This is a genomic window from Herbaspirillum lusitanum P6-12, from assembly GCF_000256565.1.
Lineage (GTDB): Bacteria > Pseudomonadota > Gammaproteobacteria > Burkholderiales > Burkholderiaceae_D > Herbaspirillum > Herbaspirillum lusitanum.
The window spans coordinates 1-14,471 of record NZ_AJHH01000079.1 but is presented as its reverse complement, the minus strand read 5'-3'; the positions used below and the strand labels follow the sequence as shown (position 1 = coordinate 14,471).

Below are 14,471 nucleotides of genomic sequence, written 5' to 3'. Positions count from 1 at the left end.
CGCCGACGTTGCGCAGGATACGTTCGTGCGCATCTTGCTCGGCGTGCAGGAGCCGCGCGCCTACCTGACCGCAACGGCCAAGCGACTGTTGGTGGACCGGGCGCGTCGCCAAATGATCGAGCAGTCTTACCTGGCGGAACTGGCGCTGACCATGGAGCAGACTGAAGGCTATCCGGGTCCCGAGGAAATCCTGCTCGCCGTGGAAGCTTTGGAGCAGATCAGCGCCGCGCTGCAGTCCGTCGCCGCCAAGGCACGCGAGGCTTTCCTGTTGCATTATCTCGACGGCCGGACGCATGCAGAAGTGGCCGCTGCGCTCGGCGTGTCCACCCGAATGGTCGGCAAATACCTGGTGCAGGTGCTGGTCAAGTGCCGCTTGGCGCAGGCATGAGGTGCGTGCTATGAAGCGTGACCTATGAGGTGCGACTTATGAAGCGCGACCCCGAATTCGACGTCTCGGAAGAAGAGCGCATCGCCGGGCAGGCGGCGCAGTGGATCGTGCAGCTGAGCGCTGACGACGAAGCGGCTCGCCTCACCGCGCAACGCGATTTCGACGCCTGGAAAGCCGCCGATCCGCGCCACGCAGATATGGCCGCACGGTTGGAAGGGTTCATCGGTCGCGTGCAGGGCTTGCGCGGGGCAGGCGGCAAGCGGCATCAACCGGCGCGCGCGGCGCTCAATGCGACGTTTACGCTTCAGCACCAACCTGGCCCCCGTACTAAGCAGATCAAGCAAATCAAACAAATCAAGCAAGTCAAACGCATCGGCGCCGCCGTGGCGATCGCGCTGGCGCTGGGTCTGCCGGCATGGGTCGCGATCAAGGCATTCCCGCCGGCCTATCTGGCGGCCGATATGCGCACCGCCACCGGCAAATGGGAAACCCGCGTACTGGCCGACGGCAGCCGCATTACCTTGAACAGCGCCAGCGCGGTCAATCTGCATTTTGATGCCGCGCGTCGCACGCTGGAACTGGTGCAGGGAGAAATCCTGGTCGAGGTCGCCAGGGATCCCGCACGTCCTTTCGTGGTGGAGACGGCGCATGGCAGCGTGCGCGCGCTCGGTACCCGCTTCGTGGTCAGCCGCGAGGCCGATGCTACCGTGCTCAGCATGCTGGAGTCGCGTGTGGAAGTGCGTACGGCGCAGCAAGACCCGAATCATCCAACGGTAGTGGCGGCCGGCCAGCGCCTGCGCTTCACTGCCGACAACATCGGCGCGATCGACGACATCGATGCCCGCAGCATTACCGATGCCTGGAAATTCCATCAACTGGTCGTGCGCAACCAGCCCCTCCCGGAGGTGCTCGACGCGCTCGACCGCTATCGCCCCGGCGCCATCAGCTACAACCGGGAGCAGATCGCCGCCATCAATGTGTCGGCGGTGCTGCCGCTGGACGACACCGGCCGCGCACTGCAATTGCTGGCCAACAGCTTCCCGGCGCTGCGCTTCCGGACCCTGTCGCCGTATCTGGTGCGGGTGGATGCGCCTGAAGCGCCCTGAACGATGGCAAATTTTCATGTGCATTTTCAATCTTGTTTGTGAACACCGGTTCCACTTTTCGTTTCTCGTGCGTCAAGGGGGTATGACCAACGAAAAGGAAGTCTTCATCATGCGGCACCACGACGTTCATCCATATCGCCGATTCACCCGACTTCCCCGCCATACCGCCCGGGTGTCTTCCCGTTTCAACCTGCAACCGCTGGCGTTTGCGATCCGCATCAGCCTGCCGGCCCTGCTGTTGAGCGGCATGGCAATGCCGGCGCATGCGCAAACGGCGGTACAGACGGCGGTACAGACGATTTCCTACGACGTCCCGGCCGGTCCGCTGGCCGATGCGCTGAATCGCTATGCGCAGCAATCGGGTATTTCGATTGCGGTCGACGCCGACAAGGTGGCGGGCAAGCAGAGCGCCGGCATCCGCGGCAACTACGGCGTGGACGAGGGTTTCCGCGTGCTGTTGCGCGATACGGGATATGAGATGCGCAAGACCGATGCCGGCTACGTCCTGGTCGCTCCGGTTGCGGACAACCGCAGCAGCGGCAGCCTGCCGGCCGTGAGCGTGGTCGCGGCAACCGATGGCGGACTGCATCTCGGCGAACGCGTGAGCAGCGGTGCGCTCGGTACGCGCTCGCAGCTGGACACGCCTTTTTCGATGGCCGTGATCAAGGCCGACGACCTGGCCGAGCGCCAGGTCGTCAAGCTGGGCGACGTGTTTGCATTGGATGCCTCGGTCACCGACAACAGCGGCGGCTACAGCAGTTGGGCCAGCTACGTGACCGTGCGCGGCCTGCCGCTGGACTGGCAGAACGCCTACCGCATCGACGGCCGGCCGTTCATGAGCTATGCGATCACCTTGCCGTATGAGCATTTCGAGCAGATCGACCTGCTCAAGGGCTCGTCGGGCTACATGTACGGTTTCGGTGCGCCGGGCGGGATGATCAACTACGTCACCAAGCGTCCGACCGATGAACCGGTGCGCAGTATCGAAGTCGGCTTCAAGTCGAACAACATCTGGAGCGAGCATGTCGACCTCGGCGGACGCTTCGGCCAGGACGGCATGTTCGGCTATCGCGTCAACGCCACGCACGAACAGGGCCGCACCTTCAACGACGGCAATGTGGTTCGCGATACCCTGTCGCTGGCGCTGGATGCGCGTCTCACGCGCGACCTGAGCTGGGAATTCCAGTCCATGTACCACAACCGCAACTCGGAAAACCAGACGCCCTCGATCAGCACCGGCAAGCTGGTCGGCAACGTCCTGCCGGGCGTGCCGGCCGGCGACGACCAGTCGCTGCAAGGGCGCGGCCAGCATCTGAACACCAATTTCCAGTTCTATTCGACCGGCCTGAAATACGCCATCAATCCCGACTGGAAGCTGAGCCTGAACTACAGCCACAGCACCTCGCGTCGCAGCCGCAATGAGTCGTCGCTATACCTGGCCAACGCCGCCGGCGACTACAACGACACGCGTTCGGACAGCCGCGAAGGACATACTTTCGACTATTGGCAGGGCATCCTGGAAGGCAAGGCCAGGACCGGCTTCATCGACCACCAGATGGTGTTCGGCGCCTCCTGGCAAAAGCAGGTCAACGACTATACCGTCAGCAGCTTCTACCAGTCCATCGGCAACGGCAACCTGTATCGCCAGAACTCCAACGACTACGTCAGCGCGACCGACCTGCGCACTTACCACGACTCGGATATCAAACAGCAATCGCTGTTCGCCAGCGACACGCTGGCATTTTCCGAGCAATGGTCGCTGCTGGCCGGGCTTCGGTATACCAATTTCGAGCAAAACAGCTACGGCCTGACCGGCGCGCGCACTGCGCAATACAAGAAGGACGGCGTGGTCACGCCGACCGTGGCGCTGATGTTCAAGCCGGAGCCGAACACCACGATCTACACCAGCTATGTCGAATCGCTGGAGCAGGGCGGCATCCCGACCATCGACAATTCCAACTACCGCAGCACGCTCAACCCGCTCGTCAGCAAGCAATATGAATTCGGCGTGAAAACCGAGCAGGACCGCTGGAGCGCCACGGCTGCAGTGTTCCGCATCGAGCGCGGCGCCGAATACACCAATACCGTCACCAAGGCGCTGGTGCAGGACGGCGAGTCGGTCTACCAGGGCCTGGAGCTGGGCGCGGGCATGAAGCCGGGGCGCGACTGGAAGGTATCGGGCAACCTGATGTTCCTCGACACCAGATACAAGAAGGGGCTCACTTATAATGGCAACCGTGTCGCCGGCGCGCCCGATTTTGTCGCCGCCGGACAAGTGGCTTACCAGGTCCCGCAGATCAGCGGCCTGAAGTTGTCCACCGACGCCAAGTACACCGGCACCACCATGCTGCGCGCCGCCAACGACATCAAGCTGGCCGGCTACACGCTGTTCAACGTGGGCGCCAATTACACCACCCGCATCGGAAATGTCGACACGACTTTCCGCGCGGCCGTCAACAACGTGACAGACAAGCGTTACTGGGAATACCAGTACGAAAACTGGATCAAGCCGGGCGACCCGCGTACCTTCAGCCTCAGCGCCAAGGTGGATTTCTGATTCACCTGCAATGCGGTTGAACAGGGTTTAAGTGCGGTTTGATTGATTTAACCTGCCGGCGGTCTTGCTCCGATAGCGGAGCAGGGCCGCTTCGGCGTTTTTTTGAAGCGACTTCATGCGTGCTGTTCTCGTCCTCCTTCATCGCTGGTTCGGTCTCGGCGTGGCCGTGTTCCTGTTCATTTCAGGCGCCACCGGCGCGATCATTTCCTGGGACCATGAACTCGACGCCGCGCTCAATCCGACCCTGTTCCACGCCAATAGCGCCGACGCCGGCACCGTAGCCGGCGCGCCCAAACCGGGCCTGGAACTGGCCAACATCGTCGAAGCGCGCGAGCCGAAGCTGCGCGTCACCTACGTGATGAACGAGAGCGAGCCCGGTCACACCAGCAGCATGATGGTCGAGCCGCGCCTCGATCCGGTTACCGGCAAGCCTTATGAACTGGGCTACAACCAGATCGCGGTCGATCCCGTCACCGCCGAAATCCAGGGCAAGCGGATGTGGGGCGCGATCTCGCTGAGCCGCGAAAACCTGTTGCCGTTCCTCTACAAGCTGCACTACACCATGCATCTGCCGGACGTCGGCGGCATCGAACTGGGCATCTGGCTGATGGGCATCATCGGCATCGTCTGGACGCTGGATTGCTTCATCGCGCTGTGGCTGTCTTTCCCGAACCGGAAGAGCTGGCGCAAGTCGTTCGCCTTCCGCTGGAAGGACGGCGGCCACAAGCTCAACTTCGACCTGCATCGCTCGGGCGGTGTCTGGGTGTGGGGGTTGTTGCTGGTGCTGGCGGTGACCTCGGTGTCGATGAACCTCAACAACCAGGTCATGACGCCGATCATCAAGATGTTCTCCACGGTCACGCCGACCGCCTTCGACACCCGTACGCCGGTCGCACCGGACAAGGTGGCGGAGCCCCGGATGTCGCGCGAGCAGGTTACCCGGCTTGCGATCGAGGAAGGCAAGCGTCGCGGCTTCGAGGCGCCGGCCGGCGGCGTGTTCTATTCATCGATGTTTGGGTTGTATGGCGTCGGGTTCTTCGAAGCAGGCAACGATCATGGCGACGTCGGCCTCGGCAACGCCTGGCTGTACTTCGATGCCGCCACCGGCGCACCGGCCGGCACGCGCATCCCGGGCACTGGCAGCGCCGGCGACCTGTTCATCCAGGCGCAATTCCCGTTGCACTCGGGCCGCATCCTCGGCTTGCCGGGCCGTATCTTCATCTCATTCATGGGCGCGCTGGTGGCGATGTTGTCGGTGACCGGCGTAGTGATCTGGATGCGCAAGCGCAAGGCGCGCGTGGCGCAGAAGCGCAAGGTGAAGGAAGATGCGGGTTCAGGCTCACCTCAGCCGGCACTCGCCAAACGGTGAAACAGGCGGACGGGCGCGAAAGCAGGTCGCTGTCGTAAAGAGATAATGAGGGGGCGAGGATTATTCCAGCATTGCATCCAACCCCGCCGTCAATTCCTTCAACGGCGGCATTGCCTTGTCGGCATGATCCTTCGCACTTGCCAGCGCCCAGCCGGTGTCCAGGCCCAGGCGCTTGGCGACGGCCGCGGGATAGCTCGCCGCCATGTCTTCATCGCTGTGGTCCAGCACTTCTGCACGGGCGCGCCACGCGCCCAGGTGGACCCAGGCGGCCATGCGGTCGAACGGCGTCGACGCCAGCGGAGCAGGAATATCCTTGAGCGCGCTGGACAGGGTTTCAGGGAAATTCCAGATCTTCGCCAGTTCGGCCGAGACGTCGGCGAAGTGGAAGCCGAGTTTCTCTTTTTCAAGTTCGGCGCGGCCGGCGTCGAGCACGTTCAGTTGCTTGTCCAGCAACGCCACTTCGGCCGCGGCGACTGCATGCAGCTGCAACTGGCCGATGCCGTGCATCATGCCCAGCGTGAAGGCGGCGTCGCCGTTGTCGCCGCCCTGATGCGCCAGCCAACGTGCGGCGCAGGCGGTGTAGAGGTTGTAGCGCCAGAACTGCTGCAATTCCATGCCCTTGGTGTTCTTGAAGGCGGCCACCATGCCGTTGCCCAGCACCAGGTTGCGCACCATCACGAAGCCGAGCATGCGCAGCGCGTCGTCGACCGTGCCGACCGTGCGCGAGACGTGGAAATAGGCGGAGTTGGCCAGCCGCAGCAGCTTGGCCGACAGCGCCGGATCGCCTGCAATCAGGTGGGCGATCTCGATTGCGGAGATGTCTTCGGAGTTGAAGCTCTCGATCAGTTGCTGGACGACTTTGGGGACGGTGGGCAGCTTGTTGGGCTGGTCGACGAGGCTCTTGAGTTCCATGCGTTGTTCCCTTGTGTCAATAAACGAACTGCGGCGGCAGCGCGTTCAATGTAGCAATACAAATTTCATCGTCGCGAACCGAAGCGGGAGCTGGCATTCAATTCGACGAATTGCGGTTTTATTGTCGCAGAGATCAGGGGCTGTGATCACGTCTTTCTCGGTATCATGCAAGATAACGTTGCATATCCCATCACCAGGAGCTGACTCATGGCCACGCGCAAGACCCCGGCGGCAACGCCTGAAGACCGAGCAGCTACGCCGCAAGCCGCTCCCGTGATGGGGATCCCTCAGCTGGGCGACGTCAATGCCTATCTGACCGACGCCATGCAGCGTACCTACCTGTTCCTCGATACCTTGCTCGATCGCGGCAACAACTATCTTGAACACCTGGACCAGGGCACGCCGCCGCTGCTGAAGTTCGAGCATGAAGTGGTGATGGACGGTCACGACCTGCCCAATCCCTGCAATTACGCTTTGCTGCGGCTGCAGCCGCCGGCCTCGATGCCGGTCAAGCAGGAGGCGCGTCCGGTGGTGGTGGTCGATCCGCGCGCCGGCCACGGCCCCGGCATCGGCGGCTTCAAGTTCGATTCGGAAGTCGGCATGGCCATGCGTGCCGGCCACACGGTATATTTCGTCACCTTCAGGCCCGAGCCGGAAGACGGCCAGACCTTGCTGACCGTGATGGACGCCGAAGCCTTGTTCATCGAAGAAATCATCAGGCGCCATCCGCAATGCCCGGCCAAGCCGGTGGTGATCGGCAACTGCCAGGCCGGCTGGGCCATGATGGCCCTGAACGCGCGACGGCCGGAACTGTTCGGCCCGCTCATGATTGTCGGCGCGCCAGTGTCGTACTGGGCCGGCAGCTCGACGCTCAATCCGATGCGTTACAGCGGCGCACAACTGGGCGGTTCCTGGCTGGCGTCGATGACCAGCGATCTTGGCGCAGACCGTTTCGACGGCGCCCATCTGGTGGAAAACTTCGAGAAGCTCAATCCTGCCAACACGCTGTGGAACAAGTATTACAACCTCTGGGCCGGCGTCGACACCGAAGCCGAGCGCTTCCTCGAGTTCGAACGCTGGTGGGGCGGCTACTTCCGCATGACCGGCAGCGAGATCGAATCGATTGTCGAGAACCTGTTCGTCGGCAACAAGCTCGCGCGCGGCACCATGATGGCCGGCGACAAGGCCATCGACCTGCGCAACATCACCTCGCCGATCGTGGTGTTCGCCTCCTGGGGCGACAACATCACGCCGCCACCGCAGGCGCTCAACTGGATCATCGACACCTGGGGCGACGAGCGCGCGATTGCCGCCGCCGGCCGCACCATCATTTACGTGCTGCATGAAAGCGTCGGCCACCTCGGCATCTTCGTCGGCGGTTCGATTGCGCTCAAGGAGCACGACCAGCTGGTGACCTCGCTGGACGTCATCGAAAGCCTGCCGCCCGGCCTCTACGAGATGAAACTCGAAGCCAAGGCCGGCAAGGATGAACAGCGCTGGGATCAACTGGAACCGGGCGATTACACGGTGCATTACCAGCACCGCACCATGGAAGACATCCGCAAGATCAATCCGGAAGGGCGCGAAGAAGAAGAGATGTTCTCCACCATCGCGCAGTGGTCGGAGTTCAACGCCAACCTGTACAAGACCTATGTGCGCCCGTGGATAAAAATGAGCGCGACGCGCGAGATGGCCAATGCCATGCTCAAGATGAGCCCCTTGCGCATGCAGCGACAGCTGTTCTCGGACAGCTTCTTCATGGCGCCGTTCATCCGCCAGAAGGCCGCCGAAGCGCGCGCCGAGCGGGCCACGGTTGCCGACGACCATCCGCTGAAACAGCTCGAAAAGAAGATGGCGCAACAGATCACCGACGAGCTCAACCTGTACCGCGACCGTCGCGACGAACGCACCGTCAAGATGACGCGCCAACTGTTCGGTCCCAAGGGCATGGGCGCATGGCTCAAGCCGCATGAGCCGGACGCTGTCGTCGCCCATGAACGCGCGCTGCGCGAGCTCGAGATCTATCGTGAGAAGGCCCTGGCGCACATCGCGGAAGGCGGCTTTGCCGAAGCGGTGTGCCGCATCGTGGTGGCAGGGATGATTTCGATCGGCGCCTTCGAGCGACGCAGCCTGCGCCTGGCGCGCCTGCTGGCGCAGTTGCCGATGCATGCAAGCGTGTCGTCCAAGACCAACTGGGTGCAATTGCTGAAGGATCAGGCGCGCCCGGTGGCCGTGGCGCCGGTGGAAGCGCTCAATGCGCTGGAACAATTATTGCCCGATACGGCCACGCGCGAGCGTGCGCTGGCGGTGTCGGCGGCGGTGATGATGATCGAGCCGACGCTGGCCAATCCTCGTTCGGAAATCATTGAATTCCTGATCGGCACCCTGGGCGTCGATCCGCAACGCGTGATCGGCTTGGCGCGCAAGCTGACGGATGCGCTGGAGAAACCGGAGGCCAAGCCGGCTGCGGCAAAACGCGCGACCAAAACGACAGCCATGAAAAAAGCTGCCGCCAAGCCCAAAACAGCAAAGAGCAAGGCGACAGCAAAGGCGGCTTAACGCCTTCGAAAATTGCTAAGCCGCTTCCACAACTGCTCTTTGCACGACCGCCCTTAACGGCGTGCTGGTCGGACGTCCCTTGAAGTCCGTCCAGCACAGGCGATCGAAGTCATACAGCTTGCAGCGCCGTGCCGTATCGAAATACCAGCGCCACGAAAATTGTTGGATCACGATGCGGCCCGGCAGCATCGTCTCCAGCAGTTTTTGCGCCTTCTTCAGGCGATACAGCGGCACGCTCATGTCGACGTGATGGGCGGTGTGCTCCATGATGTGATGCAGCGCCGCACCGATGCCGTGGCGGAAGGTCAGGTGCACCGTGGTCGAGACGAACGGCTGCGCTGCCGACCATTCCGATTTGTCCTGGTACCAGGCCACGCCGACGTGGGTGTGATGGACGTAGACCACGAAACCGATCATCGCTTTCCAGAACAGCACCGGCACCACGAACGCGGTCAGCAGCAGCGTCAGGAACGATTGCCCACCGGACTGCGCAGCCCATGCCAACCCGCCGATCCAGACAGTTGCGGCGACGCTGACCAGCACGCCGTCCCAGATGAACTCCGCACGGCGCGTCGGCATCTGCTTGCGCGACGGGAAGTACATCTTCTTCCACCACATATCCACCGTGTAGTACAGCCACGGCGCCCAGCCGCTGCGATACAGGCGTTCGAGCTTCTGGCGCCAGCGCGGCAGCGCCCGGAACTCCTGCAGCGAATGCGGCTGCCAGACGAAGTCGAAGCCTTTCAGGTTGGTATAGCCGTGATGCACCACGTTATGCCCGACCGCCCACAGGCTGTAAGGCGTCAGCGACGGCATGAACACCAGCCGGCCGAGCCAGGTGTTGAGACGGCGGTTGGCGGTGAAACTCTGGTGGCAAGCGTCGTGCCCGAGGATGAACAGGCGCCCGATGATGAAGCCGGTCAGCATGCCCAGCGCCACCTTGGCGAGAATGTTGTCGACCCGGATGGTTGCCGCCAGCGCCAGGCCGAACAGGCAGAAATCCAGCACCACCAGCGCAATCGCCAGCGGCGTGCTGCGCGCGACGACAGGCGCCAGCCAGGAACGGATGACTTTGCGATGCGGCATGGGCGCATGCGGATCGACGGGCGTCAGGGTTGAGTCAGGATGCTGCATGGGATAAGAACCTTCAGACATGGTGATGGCGTTCAGCGGTGTTGTGGGCAGCCTCAGAAGCGATAACCGACGCCGACGCCGATCAGCCACGGATCAATCTTCACCGTGCTCAGCTTGGCGCCGTTGGCGGCCAGCACGTCGCTGCGGATCTGCACTTTCTTGACGTCGAAGTTGATCAGCCAGTGGCGATCCAGCTTGACGTCGAAGCCGGCTTGCAGCGCGCCGCCGATGCTGTGGCTTTCCAGGCGGGCGCCGCCGTTGAGCAGGTTGACGTCGGAGATGCGCGTGTAGTTGATGCCGGCGCCGACATACGGGCTGAAGGTCGAGGCGGGCGTGAAGTGATATTGCGCCAGCAGCGTCGGCGGCAGGTGCTTGAAGCTGCCGATGGTCTGGCCGTCGAGCCGCACGTCATGCTTTTGCGGGTAGGTCAGGATCAGTTCGGCGGCCCAGTTGGGCGTGAAGAAATAGCTGATGTCGACTTCGGGGATGGTCTTGGAACTGACCGTCAGGCGATCCGACGCACCGACGCCGCCGACCGGATCGGACTTGTTGTCCGGGCTCAGGTTGACCGCCCGCACACGCACCAGCCAGGGGCTCTCCTGCGCTGCAGCGAAGGGACCGGCGACGGACAGGGTGGCGGCGGACGCCAGCAGAATTGCGATCTTTTTCATGATGATTTCCCCGCGCTTACTCTCGATGAAAGCGCATTGTTGTGAATGAAGTTGCGATGCAGCGAAATGTACGCGGGATGGTGAAGGCGGGATTTGATGTCGATCAAAAAAGAAAAAAGAAGCGGATCGGGGACGGTGATGCGCATGCGTCCCGGAAGCACCGTTCGTCTGCGTTTACGCCCCTTTTGATGTAGGTCAAGGCATGGCGGGGCGCAATTCCCTAGACTTGCTTCGCCAGGGTCGCAGTCCGTCTTGCTTTTTCTCGGTCATCTCGCTTATCTCGCTTTTCTGCGGCCCGCCTCTGGAGCTAACAACATGGTGGTATCCGCAATGACGATGGTCGCCGAACCATCGGTCGAATTCGACGCTCAACTGATCCGCAAGCTGAGCCAGTCCGGCCCGCGCTACACCTCGTACCCGACCGCGGATCGCTTCAGCGACACCTTCGGCTACCGTGACTACCTGCAGGCGGTGGCGGGGCTGCGCACGCGCGGCAGCCGCAACCCCTTGTCGCTGTACGTGCACATCCCGTTCTGCGAAAACATCTGTTACTACTGCGCCTGCAACAAGATCGTCACCAGGAATCGCGACAAGGCCGGTATCTACCTGAGCTACCTGAAGCATGAGATCGAAATGCAGGGCAAGCTGTTCGACGGCATGAACCAGATCGAGCAGTTGCACCTCGGTGGCGGCACGCCGACCTATATTTCCGATGCGCAGATGGCCGACCTGATGGCGCATCTGCAGCGCTGGTTCCGCTTCGCCGCCGATGAAGTCGGCGAATATTCGATCGAAGTCGATCCGCGCACGGTCTCGGCCGAACGCGTCGCCAGCGAGGGTTTCAATCGCCTCAGCCTGGGGGTGCAGGATTTCGATCCGCTGGTGCAGCGCGCCGTCAACCGCGTGCAACCGGAGCACCTGACGCTGGACATCATCAAGGCCGCGCGCGCCCAACGCTACCGTTCGGTCAGCATCGACCTGATCTACGGCTTGCCGGGACAGAACGTGATCAGCATGGCGCAGACGCTGGGCAAGGTAATCCAAGCCGCACCGGATCGCATTTCGCTATACAACTACGCCCATCTGCCGCACCTTTTCAAGCCGCAGCGCCGTATCCTCGATGCGCAACTGCCGGGTGCGGAAGCCAAGCTCGACATGCTGTCGCTGGCGATCCGCCGCTTGACCGACGCCGGCTACGTCTATATCGGCATGGATCACTTCGCACTGCCGACCGACGACCTGGCGATCGCGCAGCAGCAGGGCCGGCTGCACCGCAACTTCCAGGGCTATTCGACGCACGCCGAGTCGGACATGGTGTCCTGCGGCGTGTCGGCCATCAGCGCCGTGGCTTCGACCTACAGCCAGAACGTCAAGACGCTGGAGGACTACTACGACGCCATCGACAGGAATGAGCTGCCCATCGTGCGCGGCCTGCGCATGAACATGGACGACGTCTTGCGACGCCTGATCATCCAGCGCCTGATGTGCAATTTCGAGTTGTCGATTGCCTCCATTGAAACCGCCTATCCGATTACCTTCGCGTCCTACTTCGCGGCCGAGCTGGACGGTTTGCGCGGCCTGGAACAGGACGGCCTGGTGATGATCGACGACGAATGGATCACGGTCACCATGAAGGGCCGCCTGTTGGTGCGCAACATCTGCATGGTGTTCGATCGCTACCTGCAATCGCGGCCGGCCGAGCAGCGCTATTCGCGCACTATCTGAGCAATCATGGGCGGCCTGAATCTGAATTTGAGTCTGATCCCGGTTTTCATGATCGGTCTGCTCGGCAGCGTCCATTGCATCGGCATGTGCGGCGGCATTGTCGGCGCGTTCTCGATGGCGCCTGCGTCGGTCCGGGCGAAACCGTTTCCGGTGGCCGTCAGCGTCATGAACAGCAAAGCGAACGGCGCGCTCCTGTTGCGTACGCTCTCTTACAATCTCGGCCGCATCGGCAGCTATGCCGTTGCCGGCGCACTGGCGGGCGGTCTTGCCGGCGGCGCCCGGCTGCTGGCAGGCATGCAAGCCTGGCAAGCCGGCATCCATGTATTGGCGCAACTGATGCTGGTCGCGCTGGGCCTGTATCTGATGGACGCCTGGCGCGGCCTCGCCAGGACGGAAACAGTTGGCAACATCCTGTGGCAACGCCTGCGGCCGCTGACGGACTTGCTGCTGCCCCTCGATAGCCCATTCAAGCTGGTGCTGGCCGGCGGGCTGTGGGGCTGGCTGCCGTGCGGCATGGTCTACAGCGTGCTGCTGACCGCGCTGCTGAGCGGCTCGGCAGCGTCCGGCGCCGCCGTGATGCTGGCGTTCGGCCTCGGCACCTTGCCGGTGTTGCTGACGGCCGGGATGTTCGGCGCGCAATTGCGCAGCGTGCTGCAACGGCGCGGCGTGCGCGTGGCGTGCGGGATGGTGGTTCTGCTGTTTGGCGTCTTCGGCCTGCTGCGAGCGCATCACGGTCTCACGCCTGACTGGTTGGCGGCCTTGTGCATGACGCCGCCGCATGTTGCCGGATCCGCGACGGGGCAGCCATGATTGCCGTCGGGCGCGGCGTGACCGACGCAGCCTGTTTCCATTGCGGCTTGCCGGTGGCTTCGGACACTGCATGGCGCGTGACGATCGACGGTGCCGAGCGCGCCATGTGCTGCCCCGGCTGTGAGGCGGTGGCGCGCAGCATCGTGGATAACGGCTTCTCCGACTATTACGCCTCGCGCAGCGGTTTTGCAGCCACGGTCCAGGAGCGGGAGTTGATGCCGCCTGAACTGCTGCTGTACGACCATGAGCCCGTGGCTGCTGCCGGCGATGCCTCTTCCGCAGTGGATGCGCATATCGCCGCAGCGATCTATACGGTGGCCAATATTCGTTGCGCTTCCTGCATTTGCCTCATTGAGTTGCGCCTCGCGCGCGTGCCGGGCGTGCTGAGCGCCGAAGTCAACGCCGTGACCGAACGCCTGCACGTGCGCTGGCGCGCCGATGCATGCAAGCCCAGCGACATCCTTGCCGCCATGCGGGCCATCGGATATCCGTCCTATCCCTACGATCCGGTGCGGCACGGCGAGCACGCGCGCAAGACGCTGTTTCGGCAACTCTTCATCGCCGGCTTGTCGATGATGCAGGTGATGATGTACGCCGTGCCCGCGTACCTGGCAGGCGAGGGCGGCATGGATGACGACATGGCAAGTCTGATGCATTGGGCTGCCTTGCTGATGACCCTGCCGGCGCTGGTGTATTCGGCGCAACCGTTCTTCCTCGGCGCCTGGCGCGACATTCGCAACCGCACGCCGGGCATGGATGTGCCGGTGGCGCTGGGCATCGCCGCCGCGTTTGCTGGCAGTGCGCTGGCGACGTGGCGCGGTGAGAGCGGGAGTGGGAGTGGGGGCGAAGTGTACTTCGACTCGGTGACAATGTTCATCTTCCTGTTGCTGTGCAGCCGTTACCTGGAACTGACGGCGCGGCGCAAGGCCGCCTCGGCGCTGGACCGGCTGCAACAGTCGTTGCCGTCCTCGGCGCTGCGCGTACTGGCCTATCCGCAGCCCGATGCAGAACTGGTGGCGGCCACGCGGCTGCGCGCCGGCGACGTGATTCTGGTGCGGCCTGGCGAGGCGCTGGCGGCAGACTGCATCGTGCTCGCAGGGGCATCCTCGGTCGATGTGTCCCTGCTGACCGGCGAAAGCCGTCCGGTGCACAAGAAGGCTGGCGACGCCATTCCCGGCGGCGCGATCAATATCGCGCAAGCGCTGACTGCCAAAGTCGTGCGCACCGCTGGCGACAGCGC

The 14,471-nt window shown here is 63.0% G+C and carries 11 protein-coding genes; 8 read left to right on the top strand and 3 right to left on the bottom strand.

The genetic code is table 11. The features are described from left to right. From HLUSI_RS0102710 to HLUSI_RS0102695, 4 genes are all read left to right on the top strand, one after another. Positions 1–388 (top strand): sigma-70 family RNA polymerase sigma factor (locus HLUSI_RS0102710; protein ID WP_016832509.1); only part of this gene is annotated, 388 nt, incomplete at its 5' end. A 38-nt stretch (positions 389–426) separates the two neighbouring features. Beyond that, positions 427–1,494: a FecR family protein gene (locus tag HLUSI_RS0102705; RefSeq protein ID WP_016832508.1), complete on the top strand. Its 1,068-nt coding sequence runs from the start codon at positions 427–429 to the stop codon at positions 1,492–1,494. Positions 1,495–1,576: 82 nt separating this feature from the next. Next, positions 1,577–4,051 carry a TonB-dependent siderophore receptor gene (locus HLUSI_RS0102700; RefSeq protein WP_016832507.1) on the top strand — a complete coding sequence of 825 codons (2,475 nt, stop codon included), beginning with the start codon at positions 1,577–1,579 and terminating at the stop codon, positions 4,049–4,051. A 115-nt stretch (positions 4,052–4,166) separates the two neighbouring features. Beyond that, positions 4,167–5,420, top strand: a complete 1,254-nt coding sequence (locus HLUSI_RS0102695) for a PepSY-associated TM helix domain-containing protein (RefSeq protein WP_016832506.1) — start codon at positions 4,167–4,169, stop codon at positions 5,418–5,420. A 60-nt stretch (positions 5,421–5,480) separates the two neighbouring features. On the opposite strand, the gene HLUSI_RS0102690 is transcribed toward HLUSI_RS0102695, so the two are convergent. Then, positions 5,481–6,332, bottom strand: coding sequence for an HDOD domain-containing protein (locus HLUSI_RS0102690; RefSeq protein ID WP_016832505.1), 852 nt, complete (start codon positions 6,330–6,332; stop codon positions 5,481–5,483). 207 nt (positions 6,333–6,539) lie between these two features. On the opposite strand from HLUSI_RS0102690, the gene HLUSI_RS0102685 reads away from it, so the two are divergent. Beyond that, positions 6,540–8,891 carry a DUF3141 domain-containing protein gene (locus HLUSI_RS0102685; protein ID WP_029363044.1) on the top strand — a complete coding sequence of 784 codons (2,352 nt, stop codon included), beginning with the start codon at positions 6,540–6,542 and terminating at the stop codon, positions 8,889–8,891. 15 nt (positions 8,892–8,906) lie between these two features. On the opposite strand, the gene HLUSI_RS0102680 is transcribed toward HLUSI_RS0102685, so the two are convergent. Together HLUSI_RS0102680 and HLUSI_RS0102675 are read right to left on the bottom strand one after the other, a co-directional pair. After that, positions 8,907–10,025 carry a fatty acid desaturase gene (locus tag HLUSI_RS0102680; protein WP_016832503.1) on the bottom strand — a complete coding sequence of 373 codons (1,119 nt, stop codon included), beginning with the start codon at positions 10,023–10,025 and terminating at the stop codon, positions 8,907–8,909. 53 nt (positions 10,026–10,078) lie between these two features. Further along, complete coding sequence (locus HLUSI_RS0102675; protein WP_016832502.1) at positions 10,079–10,696, bottom strand: OmpW/AlkL family protein; 618 nt, start codon at positions 10,694–10,696, stop codon at positions 10,079–10,081. A gap of 315 nt (positions 10,697–11,011) precedes the next feature. Here HLUSI_RS0102675 and hemN point away from each other — a divergent pair, with 315 nt between their 5' ends. From hemN to HLUSI_RS0102655, 3 genes are all read left to right on the top strand, one after another. Further along, positions 11,012–12,421 (top strand): oxygen-independent coproporphyrinogen III oxidase, encoded by a 1,410-nt coding sequence (hemN, locus tag HLUSI_RS0102665; RefSeq protein ID WP_016832500.1) that lies wholly within the window; start codon positions 11,012–11,014, stop codon positions 12,419–12,421. 6 nt (positions 12,422–12,427) lie between these two features. Further along, the gene (locus HLUSI_RS0102660; RefSeq protein WP_016832499.1) at positions 12,428–13,231 is read left to right on the top strand and encodes a sulfite exporter TauE/SafE family protein; all 804 of its coding nucleotides are present in this window, start codon (positions 12,428–12,430) and stop codon (positions 13,229–13,231) included. Then, on the top strand, positions 13,228–14,471 hold a 1,244-nt coding region (locus HLUSI_RS0102655; RefSeq protein ID WP_016832498.1), incomplete at its 3' end, for a heavy metal translocating P-type ATPase metal-binding domain-containing protein. The genes HLUSI_RS0102660 and HLUSI_RS0102655, both read left to right, overlap by 4 nt.

What these genes read in the sequence shown, in the direction of transcription:
- HLUSI_RS0102705 (WP_016832508.1), top strand. Translation starts at nt 427, where the DNA reads ATGAAGCGCGACCCCGAATTCGACGTCTCGGAAGAAGAGCGCATCGCC.
- HLUSI_RS0102700 (WP_016832507.1), top strand. Translation starts at nt 1,577, where the DNA reads ATGACCAACGAAAAGGAAGTCTTCATCATGCGGCACCACGACGTTCAT.
- HLUSI_RS0102695 (WP_016832506.1), top strand. Translation starts at nt 4,167, where the DNA reads ATGCGTGCTGTTCTCGTCCTCCTTCATCGCTGGTTCGGTCTCGGCGTG.
- HLUSI_RS0102690 (WP_016832505.1), bottom strand. Translation starts at nt 6,332, where the DNA reads ATGGAACTCAAGAGCCTCGTCGACCAGCCCAACAAGCTGCCCACCGTC.
- HLUSI_RS0102685 (WP_029363044.1), top strand. Translation starts at nt 6,540, where the DNA reads ATGGCCACGCGCAAGACCCCGGCGGCAACGCCTGAAGACCGAGCAGCT.
- HLUSI_RS0102680 (WP_016832503.1), bottom strand. Translation starts at nt 10,025, where the DNA reads ATGCAGCATCCTGACTCAACCCTGACGCCCGTCGATCCGCATGCGCCC.
- HLUSI_RS0102675 (WP_016832502.1), bottom strand. Translation starts at nt 10,696, where the DNA reads ATGAAAAAGATCGCAATTCTGCTGGCGTCCGCCGCCACCCTGTCCGTC.
- hemN (WP_016832500.1), top strand. Translation starts at nt 11,012, where the DNA reads ATGGTGGTATCCGCAATGACGATGGTCGCCGAACCATCGGTCGAATTC.
- HLUSI_RS0102660 (WP_016832499.1), top strand. Translation starts at nt 12,428, where the DNA reads ATGGGCGGCCTGAATCTGAATTTGAGTCTGATCCCGGTTTTCATGATC.